At 70.1% G+C, this 25604-nt stretch carries 20 protein-coding genes and 3 pseudogenes; 7 read left to right on the top strand and 16 right to left on the bottom strand.

Going from position 1 to position 25604, the window contains the following annotated elements; translation table 11 throughout:
- Positions 1-352: 352 nt before the first annotated feature.
- A complete protein-coding gene (locus tag ACH4TP_RS09310; protein ID WP_328940868.1) occupies positions 353-1027 on the bottom strand; it encodes a PadR family transcriptional regulator in 675 nt (224 codons plus the stop codon).
- 170 nt (positions 1028-1197) lie between these two features.
- Between ACH4TP_RS09310 and ACH4TP_RS09305 the strand changes: the two genes are divergently transcribed.
- Both ACH4TP_RS09305 and ACH4TP_RS09300 read left to right on the top strand, forming a co-directional pair.
- Positions 1198-1296: a putative leader peptide gene (locus ACH4TP_RS09305; protein ID WP_398436726.1), complete on the top strand. Its 99-nt coding sequence runs from the start codon at positions 1198-1200 to the stop codon at positions 1294-1296.
- 85 nt (positions 1297-1381) lie between these two features.
- Positions 1382-2574: pseudogene (locus tag ACH4TP_RS09300) on the top strand (sulfatase-like hydrolase/transferase).
- A 3-nt stretch (positions 2575-2577) separates the two neighbouring features.
- On the opposite strand, the pseudogene ACH4TP_RS09295 reads toward ACH4TP_RS09300, so the two are convergent.
- Positions 2578-2762 (bottom strand): annotated as a pseudogene (locus tag ACH4TP_RS09295) (IS481 family transposase); the annotation flags it as partial.
- A gap of 252 nt (positions 2763-3014) precedes the next feature.
- On the opposite strand from ACH4TP_RS09295, the gene ACH4TP_RS09290 reads away from it, so the two are divergent.
- Positions 3015-4448, top strand: a complete 1434-nt coding sequence (locus ACH4TP_RS09290; protein ID WP_398436724.1) for a hypothetical protein — start codon at positions 3015-3017, stop codon at positions 4446-4448.
- 343 nt (positions 4449-4791) lie between these two features.
- Here ACH4TP_RS09290 and ACH4TP_RS09285 read toward each other — a convergent pair whose 3' ends face one another.
- The 8 genes and pseudogenes from ACH4TP_RS09285 to mmsA form a co-directional block, all read right to left on the bottom strand.
- The gene (locus ACH4TP_RS09285; protein WP_398436867.1) at positions 4792-5268 is read right to left on the bottom strand and encodes a hypothetical protein; all 477 of its coding nucleotides are present in this window, start codon (positions 5266-5268) and stop codon (positions 4792-4794) included.
- 101 nt (positions 5269-5369) lie between these two features.
- Positions 5370-5570 (bottom strand): hypothetical protein, encoded by a 201-nt coding sequence (locus tag ACH4TP_RS09280; protein ID WP_398436723.1) that lies wholly within the window; start codon positions 5568-5570, stop codon positions 5370-5372.
- A gap of 279 nt (positions 5571-5849) precedes the next feature.
- Complete coding sequence (locus ACH4TP_RS09275; protein ID WP_398436721.1) at positions 5850-6134, bottom strand: hypothetical protein; 285 nt, start codon at positions 6132-6134, stop codon at positions 5850-5852.
- Between the two features lie 307 nt (positions 6135-6441).
- A pseudogene (locus ACH4TP_RS09270) lies at positions 6442-6597 on the bottom strand (CorA family divalent cation transporter); the annotation flags it as partial.
- A 993-nt stretch (positions 6598-7590) separates the two neighbouring features.
- Positions 7591-8691, bottom strand: coding sequence for a mannose-6-phosphate isomerase, class I (manA, locus tag ACH4TP_RS09265; RefSeq protein ID WP_398436719.1), 1101 nt, complete (start codon positions 8689-8691; stop codon positions 7591-7593).
- Positions 8692-8775: 84 nt separating this feature from the next.
- A complete protein-coding gene (locus ACH4TP_RS09260) occupies positions 8776-9840 on the bottom strand; it encodes a substrate-binding domain-containing protein (protein ID WP_398436717.1) in 1065 nt (354 codons plus the stop codon).
- Between the two features lie 100 nt (positions 9841-9940).
- Positions 9941-11236 (bottom strand): multiple monosaccharide ABC transporter permease, encoded by a 1296-nt coding sequence (gene mmsB, locus ACH4TP_RS09255; RefSeq protein ID WP_398436715.1) that lies wholly within the window; start codon positions 11234-11236, stop codon positions 9941-9943.
- Complete coding sequence (mmsA, locus tag ACH4TP_RS09250) at positions 11233-12777, bottom strand: multiple monosaccharide ABC transporter ATP-binding protein (RefSeq protein ID WP_398436713.1); 1545 nt, start codon at positions 12775-12777, stop codon at positions 11233-11235. The genes mmsB and mmsA overlap by 4 nt, the downstream gene beginning before the upstream one ends.
- A 112-nt stretch (positions 12778-12889) precedes the next feature.
- Here mmsA and ACH4TP_RS09245 point away from each other — a divergent pair, with 112 nt between their 5' ends.
- From ACH4TP_RS09245 to ACH4TP_RS09235, 3 genes are all read left to right on the top strand, one after another.
- Complete coding sequence (locus ACH4TP_RS09245; RefSeq protein WP_398436712.1) at positions 12890-14128, top strand: ROK family transcriptional regulator; 1239 nt, start codon at positions 12890-12892, stop codon at positions 14126-14128.
- Between the two features lie 37 nt (positions 14129-14165).
- Entirely contained in the window at positions 14166-15089 is a 924-nt protein-coding gene (locus ACH4TP_RS09240) for an ROK family protein (protein WP_398436710.1), read from the top strand.
- Between the two features lie 321 nt (positions 15090-15410).
- A complete protein-coding gene (locus ACH4TP_RS09235; protein WP_398436708.1) occupies positions 15411-18173 on the top strand; it encodes a GH92 family glycosyl hydrolase in 2763 nt (920 codons plus the stop codon).
- A gap of 78 nt (positions 18174-18251) precedes the next feature.
- Here ACH4TP_RS09235 and ACH4TP_RS09230 read toward each other — a convergent pair whose 3' ends face one another.
- From ACH4TP_RS09230 to ACH4TP_RS09210, 5 genes are all read right to left on the bottom strand, one after another.
- On the bottom strand, positions 18252-19088 hold the full coding sequence (locus tag ACH4TP_RS09230; RefSeq protein WP_398436706.1) for a ketose-bisphosphate aldolase: 837 nt from the start codon (positions 19086-19088) through the stop codon (positions 18252-18254).
- Positions 19069-20001, bottom strand: coding sequence for a 1-phosphofructokinase family hexose kinase (locus tag ACH4TP_RS09225; RefSeq protein WP_398436704.1), 933 nt, complete (start codon positions 19999-20001; stop codon positions 19069-19071). Before ACH4TP_RS09225 ends, ACH4TP_RS09230 begins: the two co-directional genes overlap by 20 nt.
- Positions 19998-20978 (bottom strand): ROK family protein, encoded by a 981-nt coding sequence (locus ACH4TP_RS09220; RefSeq protein ID WP_398436702.1) that lies wholly within the window; start codon positions 20976-20978, stop codon positions 19998-20000. Before ACH4TP_RS09220 ends, ACH4TP_RS09225 begins: the two co-directional genes overlap by 4 nt.
- Positions 20971-21915, bottom strand: coding sequence for an SIS domain-containing protein (locus tag ACH4TP_RS09215; protein WP_398436700.1), 945 nt, complete (start codon positions 21913-21915; stop codon positions 20971-20973). Before ACH4TP_RS09215 ends, ACH4TP_RS09220 begins: the two co-directional genes overlap by 8 nt.
- Before the next feature lie 397 nt (positions 21916-22312).
- Positions 22313-23308 (bottom strand): helix-turn-helix domain-containing protein, encoded by a 996-nt coding sequence (locus tag ACH4TP_RS09210; RefSeq protein WP_398436699.1) that lies wholly within the window; start codon positions 23306-23308, stop codon positions 22313-22315.
- A 220-nt stretch (positions 23309-23528) separates the two neighbouring features.
- Between ACH4TP_RS09210 and ACH4TP_RS09205 the strand changes: the two genes are divergently transcribed.
- Positions 23529-24755 carry a hypothetical protein gene (locus ACH4TP_RS09205; protein ID WP_398436697.1) on the top strand — a complete coding sequence of 409 codons (1227 nt, stop codon included), beginning with the start codon at positions 23529-23531 and terminating at the stop codon, positions 24753-24755.
- Between the two features lie 112 nt (positions 24756-24867).
- Here ACH4TP_RS09205 and ACH4TP_RS09200 read toward each other — a convergent pair whose 3' ends face one another.
- Positions 24868-25368 carry a hypothetical protein gene (locus ACH4TP_RS09200; RefSeq protein ID WP_398436695.1) on the bottom strand — a complete coding sequence of 167 codons (501 nt, stop codon included), beginning with the start codon at positions 25366-25368 and terminating at the stop codon, positions 24868-24870.
- Between the last annotated feature and the right edge of the window lie 236 nt (positions 25369-25604).

Raw genomic sequence — 25604 nt, 5'->3', positions numbered from 1 at the left:
ATCTATGTGATGAGTGTTCTAGGGCCTGCGGAGCGATGGGTCAATGGATTCGGCTCGTGCTTATCAAGGCCGTATCAAGCCGTTCATGATGGACGTGACCGATTCGGAGGACGTGCGGGTCTCTCGCAGGGGGCCCATGAGGACGCCGTGCAGGGCCGCGAGGTCCGAGGTGGGGTCGCCGGGGTCGACGCGGTCCCCGGCCCCGGGGTCGACAACAAGCGCAGGGATCGCCTATGTCCGCCTGGACTGAGAACAGCCGCAGCAGGTGGGGCGGTAGTCGTCGCACCCCTCCCGTGCTGCCGTCACGATGCCTGGATCAATGGCTCGGCACTTGTGCCGTTGGATCCGTGCCTCAAGGCCGGCCCGGTGAGTGGCCGGGTTCGGGGTCGTTGCCGCCCTCGGGCTTCGGGCCGGTGCCAGGGCTGGTCATGGCGGGGCCTCGGTACGGGGTGGGGCTGGGCGGGAGTCCGGCTTCGGCTTCCAGGCTGGCCAGGGTGAGCTGGAGCCAGGCGATGTAGGCGGCCGTGGAGGCGTAGCCGTGTTGGTGGGCGGCGAGGTGGAGTTTGCGGACCCAGGTGGTGTCGATGTCGGGGATGGGGTCGAGGCCGAGGGCGGTGAAGTCCATCCAGCCGGGCTCCCCGAAGTGGGCCAGCCTGTAGTCGAGTTCAGTGCGCAGGACGGCGATCGCGTGCTCGGGACCGAGTTGGCCGGCGAAGAGGAAGCGCAGCTGGAAGTCGGGGTCGGCCGGGCGCGGTGAGGGCTCGTACGGTGAGCGTGCCCAGTCGAGGAGAGCGTCGCGGCCGGCTTGGGTCAGCCGGTAGACCTTGGCGTCCGGGCGGCCTTCGCGCGGGTCGAGGTCGAACTCCGCCCAGCCGTTGTCCACCAGGCGCGGAAGGGTGCGGTAGATCTGCGGCAGCTGCACGTCGTAGCTCAGGTACTTGCCCTTGCCCTCCATCCATTTGCGGATGTCGTAGCCGGAGGCGGGGCGCAGGGCCAGCAGGCCGAGGATCACGTGCTCAAGGCGCATCGGCTGCTTCCTCCGGAGAGTCGTGGGCGTGGAAGTCGGGGTGCTCCATGCTACCCGGCCGGGCTTGACGCGCTGCGCCCGGCGGCTATGGAACTCGGTACCTATCGGCGGACCCGAGGTGATGACCTGACCTGAGCCGCGTTCCGACGGGGGACGAGAGGGGCGGAAGAATGCAGTCGTCGTTCGCCGGCCCGCGGACCCCCTTGGCGGAGCGCCGCCATGTCGATCTGCAGCGGGTCGCCAGCGCGCTGTGTCGACCCGTTTCCTGAACACCCATCCTCCAGCTCTCTCATCTTTCGACTCCGGGCCTGCGCCGTGTTCGTGCCGGGCCCTGTTCAGGAGCGCACCGTGTCCATGCCCGATCAGAAGCTGTCCCGCCGTGCCTTCGGTGGAGCTCTCGGAGCCGGGGCGGCGGCCGCCGTCGGCTTGCCCGCCACCGCCGCGCACGCGGAGCCAGCCGACTCCCCGGCCGCCGCGCAGGAGCAGCCGTTCCGCGCCGCGCGAGGCCGCCGGTCCAAGCGGCCGAACGTCCTGTTCATCATGGCCGACGACTTGGGCTGGGGTGCTCTTTCCTCCTACGGCTCACCCGGCATCAGGACCCCCCGACCTCGACCGTCTCGCCGCCCAGGGCGTGCGGTTCACCGACGCCTACGCCGGGTCGTCGATCTGCTCCCTGACCCGGCTCAGCCTCTACACCGGCCGCTACCCCGGGCGGATCAGGGCAGGACTGGACGAGCCGATCCTCGAGGACGCCACCGCAGGTCTGGAGCCGATCCACCCCACCCTCGCCTGGCTGCTGCGCGACAGCGGCTACGCGACCGCGATGATCGGCAAGTGGCACTGCGGTTTCCTGCCCGACCACTCGCCGACGAGGTCGGGCTGGGACGAGCTCTTCGGGAACTTCGCCGGGGCGCTGTAGTACTACTCCAAGCTCACCAGCAACGGGCAGTACGACCTCTACGAGGGTGAAGTCCCCTACAACGACCTGCGGTACTACACGAGGATCCTCACCGAACGCGCGAGCCAGTACATCGAGCGCCGGCACGAGAAGCCGTGGCTGCTCAACCTCAACTTCACCACCCCGCAATGGCCTTGGACCGCCGACGGTGACACGGAGGAGGCCGCCCGGCTGGAGAAGGCCGTCAGGTCGGGCAACACCAGCGCCGCCCGTCTCGCCCTCGTCCACCTGGACGGCGGTTCCCTGGACAAGTACCGGCAGATGGTCGAGGGCCTGGACCGCTCGGTCGGCGAGGTCCTCAAGTCGCTGCGGCGCTCCGGGCAGGAGCGCGACACGATCGTCGTCTTCGCCGGCGACAACGGCGGCGAACGCTACTCCCACAACTGGCCGTTCAACGGCGCCAAGTCCTCCCTCCAGGAGGGCGGCATAGAACGCCTTCGTCAACAGCCGTGACCAGCTCTTCGACCTCAGCCAGGACCCCAGCGAGTGGGCCGACCACGCCGCCTGGCAGCCCGCACTGCTCGCCGAACTCAAGGCCGCCTGGGAGAATACCAACGCCGGCCTGCTTCCCTATCCCACGCCGGCCTAGGTTGTATTGACCCGCAGCGTTGTCGACGCGGCTGATGGGTGGGTGTCCGTCGTGTGCGTAGGGCGGCGTTGGTGGTTGTAGGTGTGGAGGAAGCCTGCCAGGGTTTCGGTCCGCTCGTTGCTCGAGGTGTAGGGCCGCAGGTCGGCCCACTCGTCGAGGAGGGCCCGTACCCCTCGGGAGCGCGGTCGGGAGGTAGCTGAGTTGCCTTCCGTACCGTGAGACGGGGATTGTGCGGCGGGATGCCAGGGCTGGATCATGGGGGCATGACCCGTCACGCACACCTGAGCCGTCGGCTTGATGTCGACCTGGCCCGTGCGTGTTCGGCGATCTGTCGCCGCGCTTGTTGAGCGCGGTGCCTCCTGCCCGGGTGTTTCCGGGCCGTTTCTCGTCCTGCCGGGCGGAGTGCACCTCTGTGTCCACACTCCTCTGACGGGACTCCCATGCGCCTGCCCACTCGCGCTGCCGTGCTCTCTACGGCTGCCCTCCTGCTGACCGCCCTCACCCCGGCGCATGCCGCCGACTCGTACAGCCCCCTGCCGCCCGCCAACCCGTTCGCGGGCCCGGTCGGCACGGCCACCATGCACGGGGACACCGGATCCTCCGACGCCACCCCGCTGCCGGGGCCGGGTGCAGGCAGCATCCGGTCGAACCGGACGGCGTTGCAGTCCGCCTGCCCGACCGTGCTGGTCGGGGCGGACGGCTACCCGGTCGCGCTCTGCACGGAGATCTTCGGGTTGGCCCCTACGGTCCACCTGCTCGATCCGGCGACCAGTGAGTCGGTGGCCGAACTGACGCTGGCCAAGGGGTCGTTGCTCGGGGGTGTCTACGCCTACCTGGACAACCGGGACCGGCTGGTCGCGGTGGACGGCAACCGGGACCTGCTGCGGATCGGGCACCGTCGCACCGCCTCCGGCGGCTGGGAGCTGTACGCCGACTCCCGGCTGTCGCTGGCCGGGGCGGTGCCGGAGGGGGACGCCGTCACCGGGCTGTCGCCGGACTGGCAGGGCCGGGTCTGGTTCGCCACCGGCGCGGGGGTGGTCGGCACCGCCGACGACCGCAACGACGTGGTCCGGACCCTCGCACTGCCGACCGGTGAGCGGGTGTCCAACTCGATCTCCACCGCGCCGGACGGGACGGCCGTGGCCACCACGCACGCCACCTACCTGCTGACCGCGGCGGCGGACGGCACGCCGCAGGTGAGCTGGCGTCAGGCGTACGACCGGGGCCCGGCGCGCAAGCCGGGCCAGCTGAGCTGGGGGACCGGCTCCACTCCGACCTTCTTCGGGCCGACCAACGGCACCGACTACGTGACCGTCGTCGACAACGCCGCGCCGACGGTGAACCTGCTGGTCTACCGCACCGACACGGGTCAGCAGGTCTGCTCGGTGCCGGTGCTCAAGGCGGGTGGCAGCGGCAGCGAGAACTCCCCGGTGGCAGTGGGCAATTCGATCTTCGTCGCGAGCACCTACGGCTACCCGTACCCGAAGCTGCCGGCCGACGCCGGCCCGAGCGTGCCCGCCTCCGACAGCTACCGGGGCGGCCTGAGCCGGGTGGACGTCCGGGCCGACGGTTCGGGCTGCGACCTGAAGTGGGACAACAAGACCAGGTCGGCCGCGGTGCCGAGGCTGTCCACCGCAGACGGGCTGCTCCGTACGGTGCTGCGCAACCCGGTGATTCCCGGCACCAACAGCACCTCGGTGCTTGACCCGTACTCGTACGCCGAGATCGACCCGGCCACCGGGCGGACGGTGCGGACGGCCTACCTCGGGGCGGGCTTCATCTTCGACACGCTCCAGATGGTGGGTAGCATCGCGCCGGGCCGGGTGGTGCTGCAGGGCACCACCACGGGCGTGCTGCGGATCACCGCCGAGTAGGGCGTGTCCCCTTGGTGTGTCGAGGTCCGGCTTCTGGCTGCCTTCTGGGATCGGCAGGAGGGGCTGACGTGTGGGTGGTCGGTGGGGAGTGCACCGCGGTAGAGGTCGCCGGCGTGGCGTGTGCCGGGGACGGCGAGCCAGGGGTCGTGGTCTTCGAGCAGGGCGATGCGCGGGTCGGTCAGGCTGATGTCCAGCCCCGGGGAGATGAGGATGGTGCGGCCAGGTCGGTGACGGCCGGCACGCCGGGCAGCAGACGACTCGGTACGCACCTGAATGCCGAGCGCGCCCTGACGGGGGGACGGTGGGAACACGTCGGGGTCGAGCACCTCGTGCACCTCCGGCGTCAAGCCGGCCTGTTGAGGCCTGCCGCCGTGAGCACAACGGCGTGAAGGCGGTCTTGGCCCTTGATGCGTGCGAGCCGGCCAGGAACGTTCCCGCGGATCGGAACTACCTTCAGGTCCGGTCGGAGCGCCAGTGGCTGAGCTACGCATCGAGGGGCCCCGGTGCCCACGCGGGCACCGCGGGGCAGCTCGTCGAGGGTGGCCCCACACAGCACGTCCCGTACGTCCTCGCGCGGGCCGGGCGTGATAAGCAGCGTCGTGCCCTCGTAGGCGGCGGTGGGAAGGTCCTTGAGCGAGTGCACGATCACGTCGACCCGCCCGGAAACCAGGGCCTCTTCCTGATTGGTCGAGAAGGCGGACCCGCCGGCGGCCCTCGCCACTTCGGCAAGAGTCGGCGTGACGCGGTCCTGGTCGCCGCCTTCGAGGATGATCTCCCGCTTGAACCGCACAGAGGGAAACCGGTCCGCAAGGGGCGTCAGCCACTCCGTGACCTGGGCTCGTGCCAGCTTGCTCGCCCTGGAACCAATCCGGACAGCATCGCTCGTCGGTCAACTCCTGGCTTACGCATGCTCGTTGACGATCAATCGTAAGCACTCAGCGTCTCAGCTCGATCGCCGTCAAGCAGCGCCAGCACCTCACCGCGCTCCTCGACGAACGCCTCGCCACCCTCACCGACCTGATCGAGCACGGCCGGTACGACAAACCGATGAGTCGGCGCCTTCACCACCTGGCGGCCTCCTTCGCGCAGACAGCGGATCGTTGTGGGGGACATGCCGTGCATGCCGTCTCCGGGCCACAGCCCCTGGGCGGATAGGACTGCTTGGTGTGACATCGCGGGGTTGGCCTGGCCGGCGCGGTCAAGCGGGAAGAGGCGTGTCCGCGCCGCAGAAGGCTGGGGCCAGCCCGGTCTCCGTGGCGGAGGGGGCTCTGGGGGATCCCTCGTCATGCACCTCGCGGTGCATGTGATGCGCACGTCGTCGTCGGCGCGTGCCCGACCTTCCCATCCGTCCCTCGGCCTGGCATATGGGCCGGACCGGTGGGCGCGTGGGGGATGAGGGTGTCAGCCGACGGCGGCGTTGCGGCGCGGGATGTGGGTATCGCGCCAGTAGAGCGCCGCCGCGGCGGCCAGGGTCCATGCGGTAAGGACGGCGATGCCGGTGGCCAGGCCGTCGTTGTCGAAGTGGGACAGGCCCTGGAGGGCGCGGACGCCGACGCCCACCGGGAGGATCTCGGAGAGCGGGTGGAGCCAGTCCGGGAGGTAGGCGGCGGGCAGTGTGCCGCCGCTGGTGGCGTTGCCGAAGATGGGCAGCACCACGGAGGCCAGGGGCACGCCGGCGTGGGTCACTCATGGTGATTTGCCGCGACGGCGACGAGCCGTCCAGAGGGCGGCGAACCGTCCGGCGAACGGGCTTGATGGCATGGGTGCGAGGTGCTGCTGACGGCTCCGTTCTCCCCAGATCCTCCCCAGCGCTTCCGGATCCCCGAAAGGCCAGCTCAGAGGGCCTGCGGAACGGAGGGCGAGGAGATCACCCGCATCACTTCTCCCTAGCGCCCCCTATGGGCGGTTTGCGCGGCGATGTATGCACAAACAGTGCGCGGCGCGTGTTTGAGACAGGTGCTCGCTACAGCCGGCCTCCCTGCTTGAGAATCGCTTACAAACTGCCGCATACCACCCCCATTAAGTCGATGGTGAAGGGGTACCCGAGGCCCCAGCGCAGCTCCGGCATGGAGTCGAAGCTCATGCCATAAATAGTTCCCACCAGTGTGGGAACAAAGGGAATCGCCGCCCACGAGAAGATCTTCAAGAAGTCCTCGCCCTCGGGGCGCTGACCTGCGCAGATGGCTGTATTGGCCGTGCTGACCTGCGAGTTTGCTCGTTTCCGGGGCTTTCATGGTGACGCCGGTTTACGCGGTCGATTCTCCCCAGCCGCTCCCCAACGGCCTTCATCCTCCCCAGATTCTCCCCAGCGGGCACCACTTCCTGAGGGGCGTCACCGCTGGCGAGAGGCATCATCCGAACCAGACAAGGGACTGCATACCGTAGCGGAAGGTGGGCGGGATGGATGCCGCCCGCTCGCAGGGTGCTGGGCTGCTTGATCGGAGCCCAGCAGCTTCTTCGTCTGCTGGTGGTACAGGCGAGACACCGTTGTGACCAGCAGGAATAGCGTTCCGGTGCGTCAATGGTGAGGTATTGGGCCGCGTATGGTCCGGATCATGGTCAAGACAGTGGCCATGCGTCGGAGCTCGGGAGTGCCGGCCGACAGCCGCCAGGTATGGCCTTTGGGATCTGCTCGTGGAGTACCTCGTGGGGTGCTCCGTCGACGGCGAAGACCCCAGCAAGATCTGCAGCGCCGAACCAGTGCTCTTGTCGGATGGACAGAGCTTGCAGCGCACCGGTGTCGTGCTTGCGCCTGGTGAAGGTTGGACCCACGGTGGCGCCCCCGTGTTCGTCCGGGACGAAATCCACTGTTCGACGCCGTCGAGTCGGATCGGTTCCAAGTGGCTACTCACCTCGAAATCGAGTCCGCCTCCACGAGGCGCGTGATCGCTTCACATAGCGATGTCGCCTGACCTGGGGCACGTCATGGAATCAGGACCCCGCGCCCCCGGTCGTACGGAGCACCGAGTGGCTGGCCGCTTGGCACGCCACGAGGCGAATCGGGAGCGCGGGAACAGCCCTGGCCTTCGGGGACGTGTGCGACGTGCCTCTCGAGATGTGGTGACGTCTCCGAAGGTCGGCCTCACATAGGCCGGGCGTATTTCGCGGCCGGCTCTCGGATATCGCTTCCGCAGCTCTCGGATCAGCGAGGGAGTGAGGCCCGGAAAGCGAGGCCATGTCCGCTGACGCTCGCCGGACCGCCTGCATAGGGGAGGAACACGGAGTCGCCGCGGCGGAGGCGTTCGGTGGCCGGGCCTCGGGTTACGGTCAGCTCGCCGTCCAGACACAGCAGGGCGGAGGGTCCCGGGGAGAGGATCTCGACGGGAGTGCCCGAGGGTTGGAGCCGGGTGAGGTGGAAGTGGGGGGTCGGCGCGGGGAAGGAGGCTTCGCCGTTGGCGAGGGGGACCGGTGCGACCAATTCGGGGAGTGAGGGGGTGAAGTCGGTGATCGCCTGCAGTTCGGTGACGTCGACGGGCTTGGTGGTGAGGCCGCCGCGTACGACGTTGTCGGAGTTGGCCATGATCTCCACGCCGGTGCCACGGAGGTAGGCGTGGAGGGTGCGGGGGCGGGCGAAGAGGGCCTGGCCGGGGGACAGGAGCACGTGGTTCATGAGGATCGCGAGGACCACGCCCGGGTCGGTGGGGTACTGCTCGGCCAGCCGGCGGGGCCAGACGAGGTCGGCGGTGGTGCTCGCGGCGACCTCGGCGACGAGGGCGGGGCGGTCGTGCTCGGGCCATGTGGTGAGGGCCGCGACTGCGGTGCGCAGACCGCCGGAGGTGAGTATGTCCGCGATGCGTTCCAGGCGTTCGCCTCCCGCGGACGCGAGGACGGCGGCGGAGTGCTCCGGGTCGGCGAATCCGCACAGGGCCTCGAACCGGGTGAGGGCGTAGATCAGTTCCGGCTTGGGCCAGGCGTCCTGGTAGCCGCGCTGCGCCGCGTAGCCCTCGTGGGCCTGGTCGGCATCGGGGTGGACCTGGATGGACAGCGGGCGTTCGACCGCGAGGACCTTGAGGAGGAACGGCAGCCGGTCCTCGCCCGGGCCGAGCATCGGCTCCGGCGCGGCGGTGATGCGGTCGAGGAGGGAGCTGCCGTCGGGCAGCCGGGAGGGGGCGGTCGGGTGGGCGCCGATCCACAGCTCGGCCTGCGGGCCGGTGGCCGGGCGGCCGAGGAGTTCGGCGAGCACGGTGTGTGAGCCCCAGTCGTAGGGGCGGATCGGGTTGTCCAGGTGCAGGAGTTCGCTCATCGGTGGTCCTCGGGGGAAAAGCGGTCGCGCGCCCCGCGGCGGGGCCGGGGGCGCGCGAGAAGGGGTGCTGTTGCGGGGGCGCTGTTACTTGGTGAGCGGGGCGAGCTTGGGGTCGTTGGCGTACGCCTCCGCCGCGTTGGCCTTGGTGACGATGACGGGCGGGAGCAGGTAGGCCGGGACCACCTTGGCGCCGTTGTCGTAGGACTTGGTGTCGTTGACCGCGGGGGCCTTGCCGGCCTGCAGCGCCTTGACCATCTTGATGACCTCCGCGACGAGCTTGCGGGTGTCCTTGTTGATCGTGGAGTACTGCTCACCGGCCATGATGGACTTCACGGACTCGACCTCGGAGTCCTGGCCGGTCACGACCGGAAGCGGCTTGCCGGCGGCCTTGACGGAGGTGAGGATCGCGCGGGCGAGGGTGTCGTTGGGGGACAGCACACCGTCGAGCGTCTTGCCGTGGCTGTAGTTCGAGGTCAGCAGGGAGTCCATGCGCTGCTGGGCGATCTCGGCCTTCCAACCCTGGATCGCGGTCTGCTTGATGTTGGACTGGTACGACCCGACAACGATGTCACCCTTGTCGATCAGCGGCTTGAGCACGCTCATCGCGCCGTTGAAGAAGACGGCCGAGTTGTTGTCGTCGGGCGAGCCGGAGAAGAGCTCGACGGTCCACGGGCCCTTCGGCTTCTTGGCCTTCATGCCGTCGAGCAGCGCCTGGCCCTGGAGCTGTCCGACCTTGAAGTTGTCGAAGGCGACGTAGTAGTCGACGTCCTTCGTGTTGGTGATGAGCCGGTCGTAGGCTATGACGACCGCGCCGGACTCCTTGGCCTGCTTCACCTGGGTGGACAGCTGCGCGGCGTCGGCGGCGCCGATGACGATGACCTTCGCGCCCTTGGTGATCATGGCCGAGATCTGGTTCTGCTGGTCGGCCACAGTGGTGGTCGAGCCCGCGTACTGCACGTCGGACTTGAACCCCGCGCCCTTGAGGCCGTCGGCGAACAGGCCACCGGCGAGCACCCAGTTCTCCGAGGTCTTCGACGGCAGTGCGACGCCGATCATGCTGTCCGCCGCGAAGCCCTTGGCGGTGGTGTCGCCGCCCTGACCCTCGCGCTCGGAGGAGCAGGCGGTGGCGCCGAGTGCCAGTGCGGCCACGGCAGCGACTGTGACGGCCTTGGCGAACATGTTGCGCATCTTCGATTGCCTTTCTTGGCTTGCCGCTTGAGCTGGAGCCGAGCGGCGTATGGGGGGTGACTCAGAACGCGGACGAAGCCCTGTCGCCTTCGCGGACCGGTTCGGCCGGTACCGTGGCGGGAGGTTCCTGACGACGGAAGGGGCGCGTGATCGATTCGAGTACGGAGAATCGGCCCTGGCCCTTGTTGTAGACGTCGAGGGCGACCGCGAGCAGCAGGACCAGGCCCTTGATGATCTGCACCAGGTCCACGCCGACGCCCATGAGCTGCAGACCGTTGTTGAGCAGGGCCATGACGAGGCCGCCGACGATCGAGCCGTTGATGGTGCCCAGGCCGCCGGAGACCGCGGCACCGCCGATGAACACCGCCGCGATGGCGTCGAGTTCCCAGCCGAGCCCGTCCTGCGGGCCGGAGGCGGCCGACCGCGCCACGAAGATCATGCCCGCCAGGGCGGCGAGGACCGACATGTTCGTCATGACGAGGAAGTTGACGCGCCGGAGCTTCACGCCCGACAGCTCGGCGGCGCGGGCGTTGCCGCCCACGGCGTAGACGTGCCGGCCGCCGATGGCGTTGCGGGTGTAGAACGAGTAGGCGATCACCAGCAGGCCGAGGATGATGCCGGACACCGGCAGGCTGGTGCCGACGCGACCGCCGGCGAACCGCAGCATGGCGAAGACGACCACGCCCACGGTCGCCGCGAGCCGCAGGCCCGAGGCCCACAGCGGGACGGGCTGCGCGCCCATCTGCACCCGGGTGCGCCGCGTACGGACTTCCCGCCACACCAGTGCGGCGCAGGCGACGAGACCGAGCAGCAGGGTCAGGTTGTTGTATCCGGTGGCGGGGCCGACCTCCGGCAGGTATCCCGCGCCGATGGTGCGGAAACCCTCCGGTACGGGAACGGTGTCGGCGTTGCCGATCAGCTGGTTGCCGCCGCGGAACAGCAGCATGCCCGCCAGTGTCACGATGAACGCCGGGACCCCGATGTACGCCACCCAGAACCCCTGCCAGGCGCCGATGACCGCGCCGCAGGCCAGGCCGAGCAGGATCGCCAGCGGCCAGGGCAGGTCGTAGAGCTGCATCGCCTTGGCGACGATGATGCCGACGAACGCCGCCACGGAGCCGACCGACAGGTCGATGTGTCCGGCGACGATCACCATCAGCATCCCGATGGCCAGGATCAGGATGTAGGAGTACTGGCTGACGACCGCGATCAGGTTCCCCGACGTGAGCGTGAGCCCGTCGGTCAGCACCTGGAACAGCAGGGTGATCGCCACGAGCGTGAAGATCATGCCGAACTGGCGGCCGGCGGAGGTCGAGCCCCCGAACAGGTTCTTCTTGAAGTTCTGGAATCCGGTCATGACATCGACTTCTTCTTCGTAGTGGTCATCTGCTTCATGAGGCGCTCCGGGTCCGCGTCGGCCCGCGCCACCTCGCCGGTGACAGTCCCCTCGAACACGGTGTAGATCCGGTCGCAAAGACCGATGAGCTCGGGCAGCTCCGAGGAGATGACGACCACGCCCTTCCCCTGGGCGGCGAGCCGGTGGATGACCCCGTAGATCTCGAACTTGGCGCCCACGTCGATGCCGCGGGTCGGCTCGTCGAGGATCAGCAGGTCGGGGTCGGTGAACATCCACTTGGCCAGCACGACCTTCTGCTGGTTGCCACCGGAGAGCTTGGCGACGCCCTCGTCCACGGTCGGCGTCTTGATCCGCAGCTCGCCGCGGTACCCGTCGGCGACCCGGTGCTCGGCGACCCGGTCGACGATCCCGTGCCGGGCGACCTTCCACGGCTTGGCCGCGACGACCGAGGTCTTGATGTCGTCGAGCAGGTTGAGCCCGATCGCCTTGCGGTCCTCGCTGACGTAGGCCAGCCCGTGTCGGATCGCGTCCGAGACGGACTTCAGCCGGATTTCCTGGCCGTCCTTGTACACGTGCCCGCCCTGCCAGACCCCGTACGACCGTCCGAACAGGCTCATGGCGAGTTCCGTACGGCCGGCGCCCATCAGACCCGCGAACCCGACGATCTCGCCGCGGCGCACGGTGAAGCCGGAGTTCTTGCACACCAGGCGTTCGGCGGAGACCGGATGACGCACGGTCCAGTCGCGGACCTCGAAGAACACCTCGCCGATGTCGGGAGTGCGGTCGGGGAAGCGGCTGTTCAGCTCGCGGCCCACCATGCCCCGTACGATGCGGTCCTCGTCGACCCCGCCCGCGGCGACGTCGAGCGTCTCGATGGTGTGGCCGTCGCGCAGGATGGTGACGGAGTCGGCGATCGCCTCGATCTCGTTGAGCTTGTGCGAGATGATGATCGAGGTGATGCCCTGCCGCCTGAACTCGCGCAGCAGGTCGAGGAGATGCTGCGAGTCGTCCTCGTTGAGGGCGGCGGTGGGCTCGTCGAGGATCAGCAGCCGTACGTCCTTGGCGAAGGCCTTCGCGATCTCGACCAGCTGCTGCTTTCCCACCCCGATGTCCTTGACCAGGGTGTCCGGGTCCTCGTCCAGGCCGACCTGGGCCATCAGCTCCATGGCCCGCCGGCGCGCGTGCTTCCAGTCGATGCCGCCACGCCCGCGCGGTTCGTTGCCGAGGAAGACGTTCTCGGTGATCGACATGCCGGGCACCAGGGCCAGCTCCTGGTGGATGATCACGATGCCCGCGCGCTCGCTGGCCCGGATGCCGTCGAACCGCACCTCCCCGCCGTCGTAGACGATGTCGCCGGCGTAGCTGCCGTACGGGTAGACGCCGCTGACCACCTTCATCAGCGTCGACTTGCCCGCACCGTTCTCGCCGCAGATCGCGTGGACCTCGCCGGTACGGACCACCAGGTTGACGTCGTCCAGCGCCTTCACACCGGGGAACGTCTTGGTGATCCCTCGCATCTCGAGCAGGACGGGGGGTGGCATCGGCGGCTCCTCTGTGTTGCAGCTTTGTGGCGGGACCGTAAATCCAATTGATTTACTTTGTCAACGGCCGTGAGGCAGAATGACCTTGCTGCGCCGACAGAGAGGATCTTCCGTGCGACAAGCAGGTACGAATCTGCCCAAGGTGGGCCGGTACAACCGGGCCGTGGTGCTCGAGGAGATCCAGCGCGCCGACGGCATCAGCCGCGTGGCCATCGCCAAGCACACCGGTCTCACCCCGCAGACCGTCTCCGGGATCGTCCGCAAGCTGCTCGACGAGGGCATCGTGCGCGAGGACGGGGCCAGCCGCGTCAAGACCGGCGGCAAACCTCGCACCACCCTGCGCATCAACGCCGACGCGGGCAGCGCGGTCGGCCTGCACCTCGACCCGGCCGAGCTGGCCTGCGTGGTGGTGGACCTGCTGGGTCGCCCCCTCGTGACCAAGCGGATCCCGACACCGCCGGGAGCGGACCCGACCGAGGTCCTCGCGGCGATGGCGGATCTGGTGGAGGACGTGCTGACGGAGGCCGACGTGCCGCGCGAGCGGGTGCAGGGCCTCGGGCTCGCCTGCCCGGGCCCGATCGACCTGGAACACGGCATCGTGGTCGCGCCGCCCCAGCTCGCCCACTGGAACCGGGTCCCGATCCGGCAGCTGCTCGGCGAGGCCACCGGGCTGGAGGTCACGCTCGACAACGACTCCACGGCCGCCGCGGTCGGCGAGCGCTGGGCGGGGGCCGGGCGGGGCGTGGCGAACTTCGCGTACGTCTTCTTCGGCACCGGCATCGGCGGCGGCCTCGTCCTGGGCCACCAGGTCTACCGGGGCGGTTCGTTCAACGCCGGCGAGTTCGGGCACACTACAGTGCTGTCGGGCGGCCTCGAGTGCTACTGCGGCAACCGGGGCTGCCTGGAGACCCTGGTCAGCCCGGCCGCGATCCGGACGGAGACCCGGCGCAGGCTCGGCGCGGGTGGCGCGAGCGCGCTCGCGGAACGCTTCCGCGTCGACCCAGACTCGATCGGCATCGCCGCGATCTGCGACGCGGCGAAGGACGGCGACGCACTGGCGGCGGGCGTTCTCGAAGAGGCCGCGGGCCACATCGCCTCGGTGGTCGTCAACGTCGTCAACGTCGTCGACGTGGACCTCGTCGTCCTCGGCGGCCACGGCATCCGGCACCTCGAAGACCTCTACGTCGACACCGTCCGGTCCGCGGTCGCCACCCGCGTGATGTCCCGGCACATCCGGGCCGTCGACGTGAAGCTCTCCCCGCTGGGCGCGGACGCGGCCGTCGTCGGCGCCGCCGCGCTCGTCCTGCATTCCACCTACTCGCCGCAGTTGGCGGCGCTCCTGTCGGACTGATCCCGAGGATCGGACCGACACCACAGAAAGGACCCCCATGACTCAGAACGTCGTGCTCGCGGTGGACATCGGAGGCACGAAGCTCGGCGCGGGCCTGGTGGACGCGGAAGGGCACGTCCTCCGGCACGCCGAGGTGCCCACTCCGACGACCGAGCCCGAGCTCGGCACGGCGCTGACGGGGCTGATCCGCGCCATCGTCGACGGCGTGGCGCCCCTCGCGGCCGGCGTGGCCTGCGCCGGGCCCGTCGACCCCGCGCGCGGCACGGTCAGCCCGGTGAACATCCCCGGCTGGAGGGACTTCCCGCTGGTGGACCTGGTCGCCGAGACCGTTCCGGGTGTTCCGGTCACCCTCGTCGGCGACGCCATCGCCGCGGCGCTCGGCGAGTACTGGCTGGGCGCCGGGCGCGGCACCCGGTCGATGCTCGGGATCGTGGTGTCCACCGGGGTTGGGGGCGGGCTCGTGCTCGACGGCGCCGCCTACCCCGGCCCCAGCGGCAACGCGGGCCACATCGGACACATCGTCGTGGACCCGGCCGGTCCGCCGTGTGTCTGCGGCGCCACCGGGTGCGTCGAGGCCTACGCCAGCGGTACGTCGATGGTGCGCTGGGCCCGTGAACAGGGTTGGACCGGCGCGGACGGCCGCGCGCTCGCGGAAAGCGCGGCGAGCGGGGACGCCATCGCGGTGACCGCGTTCGATCGGGGGACCGAGGCGCTGGCCCGCGGGATCGTCGCCACCGCCACGCTCTGCGACGTGGACCGCGTGGTGATCGGCGGCGGCGTGGCCGCGGCCGGCCCGGTGCTCCTCGACCCGCTGCGCGCGCACCTCGAACACGCCGCCACCCTCGGCTACGTGAAGCGGGTGACCGTGGCCGCGTCCACTCTCGGGCGGCACGGCGGCCTGCTCGGCGCCGCCCGTACCGCCCTGCTCGCGCCGCGAGCGGCTGCCACCGTGTGTGCGTGACGGGTAGCTGACACCTGCGGGCGGATGTCTCGTAAACCGGGTGTCATCGCAGGGTTGATGTAGTTCATCAAAATGATTTAGCTTGTCCCCGCCACACCGGGTTCCGACCCGGGGAGTGGTCCATCGGGCCGGTCGAATACCGCGGTCCGATCTCGCGGGGCCGGCAGATGAGGCCGTCCCGCTACATCCCCCCGGCCCCGCGGCCCACGGAGGCGGTCGTCTTGCCGCATCCGACCCATGCAGCTGATGCTCCCAACCCTGCCGGAGAATGCAGTGAGCACTGTCCCATCACGCATACGTCCCAGAACGAAGTGGCGGCCGGTGGCCGCTGCCCTCGCCGCCGCCCTCGCCTTGGGAGGGGTGACCGCGGTGCCCGTCCAGGCGGAGACCCTCGCTGCCGCGCCTTCCGATCACGTCGACCCGCTGATCGGGTCCAGCGGAGGCGGCAACACCTTCCCCGGCGCGACGGCGCCGTTCGGGATGATGTCGTGGAGTCCGACGAGCACACGCGGGGACCAGACCAACACCGGTGCCGCCAACGGCTACGACTACAACACCACCCGTCTGCGCGGCTTCGCCCTCACGCACGTCAACGGTGCCGGATGCCACCCGGGCGCCGCGGGTGACCTGCCGATCTTCCCGCACACCGGAGACGTGACCTCGTCGCCGACCGCCGACACCACGGACGCGGTCTACGCGAGCAACTTCAGCCACGCCGACGAGTCCGCGACGCCCGGTCGCTACAAGCTCAACCTGGCGAACGGAGCGACGACCGACTTCGCCGCCACCACCCGTACCGCGATCGGCACGATCGGGTTCCCCTCGGGCAAGCCCGCGAACCTGCTGTTCCGCACCTCCAACTCGCTCAACGGCAGCGAGGACGCCGAGACGCGCATCGACGTGGCCAACCGAAAGGTCACCGGCTCGGTGCTGACCGGTGCGTTCTGCGGCCGCCGCGTCAACGGCGGTACCCCCAACAACAACCGGAAGACCTACTACCGGCTGTACTTCACGGCCCAGTTCGACCAGCCCTTCGCCGGAAACGGCACCTGGAAGGACGCGACCCTCCAGCCGGGCGGCACCTACCAGACCGGCGGCGAGGGCTACCTGACCGGCGCCGACCGGCTCGGCAAGGGCTCCGGCGGCTACGTCACCTTCGCGTCCGGCACCCAGGTGACGATGAGGATCGGCATCTCGTACGTCTCGCAGGAGGGCGCCGAGCGCAACCTCCAGGACGAGCAGCCGTCCGGCACCACCGTGGACGGCGTGGCCGCCGCGACGCGGGCCGCGTGGGACACCAGGCTGGGCCGCGTCAAGATCGGCGGCGGCACGGCCGACCAGCAGAAGATCTTCTACACCTCGCTTTACCACAGCCTGCAGCAGCCCAACATCATCAGCGACACTGACGGCCGGTACCGGGGCATGGACCAGGTCGCGCACGGCCTGGAGCCCGGCCAAGGGGCGCAGTACAGCAACTTCTCCGGCTGGGACCAGTACCGCGCCCAGATCCAGCTGCTCGCCCTGCTCGAACCGAAGGTGGCCGGTGACTTCGCGCAGTCGCTGTACAACTTCGCCCGGCAGAACGGCGGCGTCTGGGACCGCTGGGTGCACATCAGCGGCGCCACCCACGTCATGACCGGCGACCCGTCGGCGGTGACCCTGGCCACCTTCTACGCCATGGGCGTGCGCAACTTCGACTACAACGGCGCCTTCAGCTCCCTCTACAACCAGGCCACCGTCCCGAACCCGGACGGTCTGTCCGACGCGGGCTGCCCGGGTCAGTGCGTGGGTCAGCGCCCCAACCTCGCCCAGTACATGCAGTCGAAGTACGCGGCCAACGACGTCTGCCACTGCTGGGGCGGCGCCGCCGAGACCATGGAAGACTCCATCGCGGACTACTCGCTCGCCCAGTGGGCCGGCGCCCTCGGCCGCACCACCGAGGCGGCCGTCATGGCCGACCGCGCCGGCTGGTGGAAGAACGTGTACAACCCGGCCACCGGCTTCATGCAGGGACGCAACCTGGACGGCTCCTGGGTCGGCGGCTTCACCCCGTCCACCCAGACCGGATTCGCCCAGGGCAGTGCCGCCGCGTACACCTGGATGGTGCCACACGACGTCGCCGGACTCGCGGCCGTCATGGGCGGCAAGTCCACCGCCACCGGCCGCCTCGACGACTTCTTCCACGACATCAACGGCAACTGGCTGGTCCGAGGTGGCGGCGCCCTGAAGTACGACCCGACCAACGAACCCGACATCCACGCCCCGTGGATCTACAACGAGCTCGGCAAGCCCTGGAAGACCCAGGAGACCGTGCGCCAGATCGTCGACACCGTCTACACCACCGGCCCCTCCGGCCTGCCCGGCAACGACGACCTCGGCACCATGTCCGCCTGGTACGTGTGGGCCGCCCTCGGCCTGTTCCCGCACAAGCCCGGCTCCGGCGACATGATCCTGTCCAGCCCGCTCTTCCCCAGTGCGACCATCACCAACGCCGACGGCGTGGTGCTGACGGTCAACGGCGTCGGCAGCGGAAAGTACATCCAGTCCGTCACCAAGGACGGCACGGCGCACACCGACTGGAAGGTGGCGTCGAGCTTCATCCGGTCCGGCGGCACCCTCGACGTCGCGCTGTCCTCGACGCCGACCGACTGGGCCGTGGTCAACCCGCTGACCAACATCGCACTGAAGCGGCCCGTGACCGGATCGGCCCCGTGCTCGACCTCGGAAGGCCCGGAGAAGGCCGTCAACGGCAGCATGACCGGCGGGTCCACCGACAAGTTCTGCACGTCGGCGACGTCGAAGTGGCTGCAGGTCGACCTCGGTTCGAGCAGGCCGCTCTACAAGGTCGTGGTCAAGCACGCGGCGATGGGTGGCGAGTCGGCGGACTGGAACACCAGGGCGTTCACCATCAAGACGTCGACGGACGGGACCACGTGGACCACGGTCGCGACCGTCACCGACAACACCGCGGCGACGACGGTGCACTCGGTGAGCGGCACCGCCCGGTACGTGCGGATCGACGTGACCACGCCGACCCAGACGACCAACCAGGCCGCGCGGATCTACGAGCTCGAGGTCTACTGAGCCCGCTGAAGTAAAGGAGGGGCCGTCGCTCAGGCGACGGCCCCTCCTGTCATTCCCTCGGTCAGCTCGGCACCGAGGTCAGCAGCCCGCGAGCACGCGCAGGAGGCGTGCCACCTCGTCCGCCACGGCGGCGCGTGCGGGCCCCAGGTACTTTCGCGGATCGGCGGTCTCGGGGTGTGCGGTGAGGTACTCGCGCACGGTCCGGGTGAAGGTCTGGTTGAGGTGCGTGGACACGTTCACCTTGGTCATGCCCGCGGCGACGGCCTTGGAGAGGTCCGCGTCGTCGACTCCGGAGGAGCCGTGCAGGACGAGCGGGACGCCGACGGCGTTCCGCAGGCGGGCGATGAGGTCGAAGTCCAGCTCGGCGTCCCGGGTGAGCATGGCGTGCGAACTGCCGACGGCGACGGCCAGGGCGTCCACGGCGGTCGCCGTGACGAACGCGACCGCCTCGTCCGGATCGGTGCGCACGCCCGGGGCGTGCGCACCGTCCTTTCCTCCGACCTCGCCCAGCTCCGCCTCGACCCATACGTCCGCGCGGTGGCAGTAGTCCGTGATCTCGCGCGTCGCCGCCAGGTTCTCCTCGTAGGGGAGTCTGGAGGCGTCGAACATCACGGAGGTGAAGCCGAGGTCGACGGCTTCGCGGACCAGGTCGGTCGATTCCGCGTGGTCGAGGTGCAGCGCCACCGGGACGCTCGCACTGCCGGCCAGGGCGAGCGAGGCCGCGGCGATGGGGGCGAGCGATCCGTGGTAGCGGGCGGTGTTCTCGCTGATCTGGAGGACGACGGGCAGACCGGCCCGCTCCGCTCCGGCGACGATGGCCTCCGCGTGCTCGATCTGTACGACGTTGAAGGCTCCGACGCCGGTGGTCTCCTCGTACGCGGGGTCGACGATCTCGTCAGTGGCTGACAGGGGCATGGGTTCTCTCCACGGGAACGGTGGTACGGAGTTGCTGGTAGAGGGCGGCGTCGAAGTCGCCGGCCAGAGGGCAGGGAACGGCGGCCGCCGAGAGCGCGACGGCTTCGCGCAGGACGGTCGGCCAGGGCTCACCAGCCAGGAGCCCCGCCGCGATCGCCGCGACACAGGCGTCCCCGGCTCCTGTCGGGTTTCCCGTCAGGAGGCGCGGGGGAGTGGCGTGCCAGCTCCCCTCGGACGTGACGGCGTACAGCCCGTCCGGTCCACGTGAGGCCACGACACTTCGCGCGCCGAGGGCACGGAGGCTCCCGGCCGCGGCTTCGACGTCGTCGTGGCCGGTGACCTCGGTGAGCTCCGCGGCATTGGGTTTGATCACCGTCGGATGCGCGTCAAGGGCCGTGAGCAGGGCGGGGCCGCTGCTGTCGAGGACCGTGCGGGCCCCCGCCTCGGCGGACAGGCGGATCAGCCGCCCGTACGCGTCGGACGGCAGCCCGGGAGGCAGACTGCCGGAGAGGACGACCACCTGGGCGTCGCGTACCAGTGCGGCGAACCGGGCGGCGAAGTCCGCCCAGGACGCCATGTCGACATGAGGACCGGACTCGTTGAAGACGGTGGCGTCGCCGTCGTCACGGGACACGATCGTGACCGTACGACGGGAGTCGCCTGCCATGGGGACCAGTTCGTCGGGCAGCTGCGCCGCGCGCAGGTCGTCCCGGATCGCACGGCCGGTCGGACCACCCGTCAGACCGGTCACGACGGTGGGGATTCCCAGGGCGGACAGGACGCGGGCGACGTTGATCCCCTTGCCTCCCGCTCGCGCGAATGCCTCACGCACGCGGTGCGAGCCCTGGGGGACCAGGGCGTCGACCTCGTACGTGACGTCCAGAGCGGCGTTGAGCGTGACGGTGAGGATCACGACACCACCTCCGGCGTCGGCGAGGGCCGGAACCGCGCCGACGACACGCCGCCCGCCGTCTGCCATGCGGCGAGGCCCGCGCCGAGGCATCCCGCCATGTCCCCGAGTTCCGCGAGAACCAGCTCGGGCCGCCGCTGGAACGTCAGCCGGCGGGCGAGTGACGCGCGCAGGGGGTCCAGGAGCAGGCCGCCGGCCTCGGCGAGGCCGCCGCCGAGGACGACGACCTCGGGTGCGAACAAGGTCGTGGCCGTGGCCAGAGCCGCGCTCAGGGCCTCGACGGCCCGGGCCCATACGGCACGGGCGTCTGGATCTCCCTGCGTGAGCCTCTCCGCCACCGACGAGGCGCCCTCGACCCGGCGCCCGGTCAGGGCGCTGTACGCCGCGGCTACGGCCGAGGCCGACGCCACACCCTCCAGGCACCCCCGGGCACCGCAGACGCACGGTTCCCCGCCGGGGTCGACGACCACATGACCGAGCTCGCCCGCGTAGCCGCGAGCACGGACGGGCCGCCCGTCGGAGAAGACGGCCGCGGAGATGCCGGTCCCGATGGGCACGAACCAGACGTCGTCCGCGCCCCGGGCCGCGCCGAGACGGCACTCGGCGACCCCGCCGGCTCGTACGTCGTGTCCCAGGGCCACGGACAGGCCCGACGCTCCTTCCAGGTAGTCCGCGAGCGGCAGATCACGCCAGCCGAGGTTCGCCGAGTAGACGGCCGTCCGCGTCTCCTCGTCGACGATCCCCGGGACCACCACCCCCGCGCCCCGCACGGTCAGTCCGTGTGCGGCGGCGTTCCTGTCGAGTTCGTGCAGCACGGTCGCGATCTCGGCGATCACCGCGTCCGGGCCCCAACGGCGGGGCGTCGCCCTGCGCACGGTGTGCAGGACCTTCATCTCGCGGTCGACGAGCGCGCCCTTCATGCTGGTCCCGCCCACGTCCAGCGCGATGACGCAGTCCCGTTCCTCGGTCTCGTCACGCATGGGCGGCCTCGAGGATGACGGAGCGGGTCAGGTTGCGCGGTCGGTCGGGGTCGTAACCTCGTGCCTCGGCCAGCCGGACGGTCAGCCGCTGGGCCAGGACGAGGTCCGCCAGCGGGTCCAGCTTGCCGGGTCCGTGGACGGATCCGGCGACGAGCGTTCCGCCGACGCGGGCGATGTCGTCGGTCAGGCCCGCCGGGGTCGGACCGAACACCCACGCCACACGGCCCGGTCCGGTGATGCTGATCGGCCCGTGCCGGTACTCCATGGCCGGGTACGCCTCGGTCCACGCCCCGGCGGCCTCGCGCATCTTCAGCCCGGCCTCCAGGGCCAGCCCGTAGGTCCAACCGGTGCCCAGGAAGGTGAACTGCTCGGCCGCGCACACCTCGGCGTCCAGGTCCAGCGCGATCGCCCGCCGCGCGTCGGCGATCGCCTCGTCGAGCGACCGCACACCGGCCGGCAGCGCGTCCTCCGCCTCCAGATGTGCTCGCAGCAGCGCGAGCGTGGTGGTCGCGAACCGGGTCTGCACGACCGACTCCTCGTCCGCGAACCCGAGTACGGCCACGGTGTCGGCCGCCTTCATGACGGGGGTCTCGGGGTCGGCGGTTATCGCGCCCGTCGGCGTGGTGCCCTTGAGCCGGCCCAGGAGGTCGAGGACCTCGCTCGTGGTGCCGGACCGGGTGATCGCGAGCACCCGGTCGTACGCGCGCCCGTGCGGGAACTCCGAAGCCGCGAACGCGTCCGTCTCGCCGTGACCGCCGCGCTCCCGGAGCTCGGCGTAGGCCAGGGCCATGAACCAGGACGTTCCGCAGCCGACGACGGCGACCCGCTCGCCGCGACGGGGCAGGACCTCGGAGTGAAGGCCCAGTGACGCCTTCGCCCGTAGCCAGGTGTCCGGCTGCGAGGCGATCTCGATGGTGGTGCGACAGGTGGTGGACATATGGAGTGACTCCCTGGTGAAGCCGGGCGATGAGTGGCAGCCCGATACCCGTCTATGCGCGAAGCTGATTGATCTGGCCACTCTTCGAGCATTTTCGAGCATAGATTCTGGCGGGAGTATGACGGAATGCGCAGCCTGCGGTCCAGAGGCGCAGGACACAGATGCGGAATGGGACGTACCGGTGCCAGGGACGCGCCCGTCTCGGGCGTCGTACTCCCGTTGTCGGTGGGGGCGAGGCCGCGCAGGACGAGGGGCCCGGCGTGACGGATGCCGTGCCGGTGGGGGCAGCGTCAGCGAGGACGGTCACGCCCGGCGGTCACCGGCTACGCGTCGGCACCGCCGACGAGCCGCACGCCGGCCGGGCGTGCGGGCATCACCGAGTACGGGTCGGCGGTCCTCAGAGCCAGCCGCGGCGGGTTGCCTGGACCCCGAGCTGGAACCGGGTCTGGGCGCCGACGATCTCCTGGAGGCGGGCGATGCGGCGGGCGATGGTGCGTTCGCTGACGCCGAGTTCCCGTGCGATGGACTCGTCGGTCAGCCCGGAGCTGAGGCAGGTCAGCAGGCGGCGGGCGTCCTCGGGCGGGTTCGCCGACGCGTCCGCGTCCGTTCCGACCGAGTCGTCGCCGGCGGGCAGGGGGACGCCCAGCCGCCAGTAGGACTCGAACACGCCGATGAACGCGTCCAGGAGCTCGGAACGCCGCACGATCATCGCGTGCGCCCGGCCGAACCTCGGCAAGGGGATGTTGACGACGCAGAAATCCTCGTCGCAGATCGTCAGGCTGAGCGGCAGGTCGGGGAAGACGCGGGCCTGTTCCCCGGCCCGTACACAGGTCTGGACGATCTCCCGGACATCCGGGTCGTTGAGCGCCTGTGCCCGGTACACCACCTTGTACTCGACGCCGTCGGCCATAGCCTCCAGCGCGCCGTCCAGGATCGTGACGCGCCCGGACCGGTTGACGGGCAGTCCGATGGACAGACCGCGGACGCACCGCGTGGCCTCGTCGTGGACGCGGCGCTTGACCGCCTCGATCGCGGCGGCGGTACGGACGACCTCGACGTATCCGGCGCTGTCCGGATGGTGATGGCGCCAGAACCGGGACAGGGCCTCGGAGCTCTCCCGCAGGGCGGCGGCCTGCCGGACGCGGTCGTCGGCGAGGCTCTCCAGGGACGCCCCGGGCGGGCACGCGCGGACGGTCGTCGGCGCGTCACCGTCCCCCGGCACCGTCTCCACCAGGCCGAGAGCACTCAGCCTCGCGACCGCCTCGGTGGCCTCGCGCGGTGACATGCCCAGGACCTCGGCGAGCTCGGCGAGTGTCAGCGCGCCGCCTTCGACGAGCACGAGATACGCGTCGTCGGCGGAAGCGGGCAGGCCTATGGCCTGAAGGGGATGCACGTCTCCTTGATAACACGCCATGACGTACGGGTCGGTTCCGGCCCGTCCCGGTCCGGGGGGGCTGGGGGGCCTTCACCGCGTCAGGTTCCTGCCATGCCGGATCGTGACAGCCCGGACTCCTGCCGCTCGCCGCGTCCGGCCCGCAGAGTGATCACACACCGGACGCCGGCTTCTCCCGCATCTTTCACCCGGTGTTCACACCAGCCCCGAGGAGTTCCCCATGAAGAAGCATGTCGCCTGGGCCGTGACCGTTGCGACCGTCGCCACCTGCGCGCTGGGCGCCGTCGTGCCCGCCTCGGCCGCCGACGCGGACCCGGCCGCTCCGACCGCCATGACCGCTGCCACTCCCGGGGGAATCGACACCTCCGCGCTCGACCCGAAGGTCAAGGCCGCGGTGGACGACTTCGTCGCCAAGCTTCCGGCCGGTTGGCAGGACCGCCTGCAGGCCCTCTACGAGAAGACGGGTGCCGACCACACCCAGTGGACGCAGGTCCGCGACTCCGTCATCGACCCGAACGCCTACCAGTGCCAGAGCACCCCGTTCCGGGAGGCCATAGCCAAGCACTACGAGGGCATCAACAACCGCTTCGGCTTCGCGATCGTGCAGGCGCTCGGGTTCCTCGACCTGCCGATGTACGAGTCCCTGTTCTTCGGCGCCGAGTCGAAGACCAACACCTTCGGCCTCAACGGCGAGTACACCAACGAGACCACGTCCACGATGAAGGACCTCAAGTCCTTCTGGGACATCAAGTCCTCCGACATCCAGCTCGTGCCGATGAAGAACGACATCTTCCAGTCCCCGGAGCGCGCGGGACGGGTGATCGCGCGGCTGTACGGCGTCACAGACGAGGCGGGCACCGAGTTCGCCAAGGCCTTCTACCCCGCGTACTTCGAGATGGAGCCCTTCCTGAAGAACGGGATGAACCCGATCCTGACCCTCAACGCCTTCGCCTACTCCGAGGAGGGCGAACCCCACCCGATGGGCGTCTCCGACCGCATCGTCATGGGTGACGGCATCCTGGAGGTCATGAAGGAGGTCGGCCTGGACGGCGTCGCCCCGAAGGCGATCATGGCCCACGAGTTCGGCCACCACGTGCAGTTCGAGGACCACCTGTTCACGAACACCACGCTCACCGGCCCCGAGGCCACCCGCCGCACCGAGCTGATGGCCGACGCGTTCGGCACTTACTACCTCACCCACTCCCAGGGCGAGGCGCTCAACGCCAAGCGACTGCTGGCCTCGGAGCAGAACTTCTACATCATCGGCGACTGCGGCTTCACCAGCGACGGTCACCACGGCACGCCGAACCAGCGCCTGGCCTCCTCCACCTGGGGTGCGAGCGTCGCCGACGACGCGGCGAACCAGGGCCACATCCTGCCCTCGCTCCGGTTCAGCGAGCTGTTCGACGCCAAGCTGCCGGACCTGGTGAAGCCCGACGCCGTCTGAGAGGCCCGGGAGGTGGCGCCGTTGCCGTGAACCACCCCGAGGCACGGCGGCATCGCCCGCGGAGGCGGACCGGAGGGATCTCCGGTCCGCCTCCTTCCATATTCGTCCGTGTTCACGCGCGGCACGGTCGGCGTTCCGTACCCCCTTCAGGGAGCCTCGTCGGTGGCGCCGCGTGTTCCGGTTCCGGCAGGAGCACCCGGGCCTCCAGACGGGCGCCGCCGACCGGCCGGCGAGGTACCGCCCGCACCTCCTCGCGCCACAGCCCCCGGCCACCGGGCACGGCGGCGGCACGGGCCGGAGGGCGGGGCCGTCCGGCCTCCCTGACCCGTAGGGTCACACTCGCGTCGTCGGCGGTGAGCATCAGGGAGACGTCCAGCCCGATGCCGAACCCCGGCAGGTCGCGGACGAGTTCGCGGACCATGAGCGCCACGGTGTCGCAGGCGCTGTCGGGCAGCCCCCAGCTCCGGGTCACCGTGTGCGCGAAGCGCTGCAAGGCGGTTACGGACCCGGGGAACCCGGCCATGGCGCAGGCGGCCGCACGACTCCGGCCCAGGAGGGCGCCGTCGGTGGGGCGGCCTGGCGAGGAACCGCCCGCACGGCCGACGACGGTCATGGGCGGCTCCGACGTGCGGGATGCCGCGCCGTGCGGCCCGGCGATACGTCACGCTCCGCGAGGAACCCTCGGGGAGACCATCCGCGACGCGTGATGCGCGGGTACGCGGGGAACGACCGGCGCCGAGGCTCGGGTGCGGGCCGGAGCGGGGCCCGGTCCGCACCCGGCAGGGACCGCGCCGTCCGCGTCCTCCGGCGGGCACGGCAGGGGCGAGTGATACTGAGTGCGCACCCTTG

The sequence above is a fragment of the Streptomyces sp. NPDC021012 genome, from assembly GCF_044333355.1.
Lineage (GTDB): Bacteria > Actinomycetota > Actinomycetes > Streptomycetales > Streptomycetaceae > Streptomyces.
The sequence above is the reverse complement of the archived record's forward strand: the minus strand, read 5'-3'. Positions and strand labels throughout refer to the sequence as shown.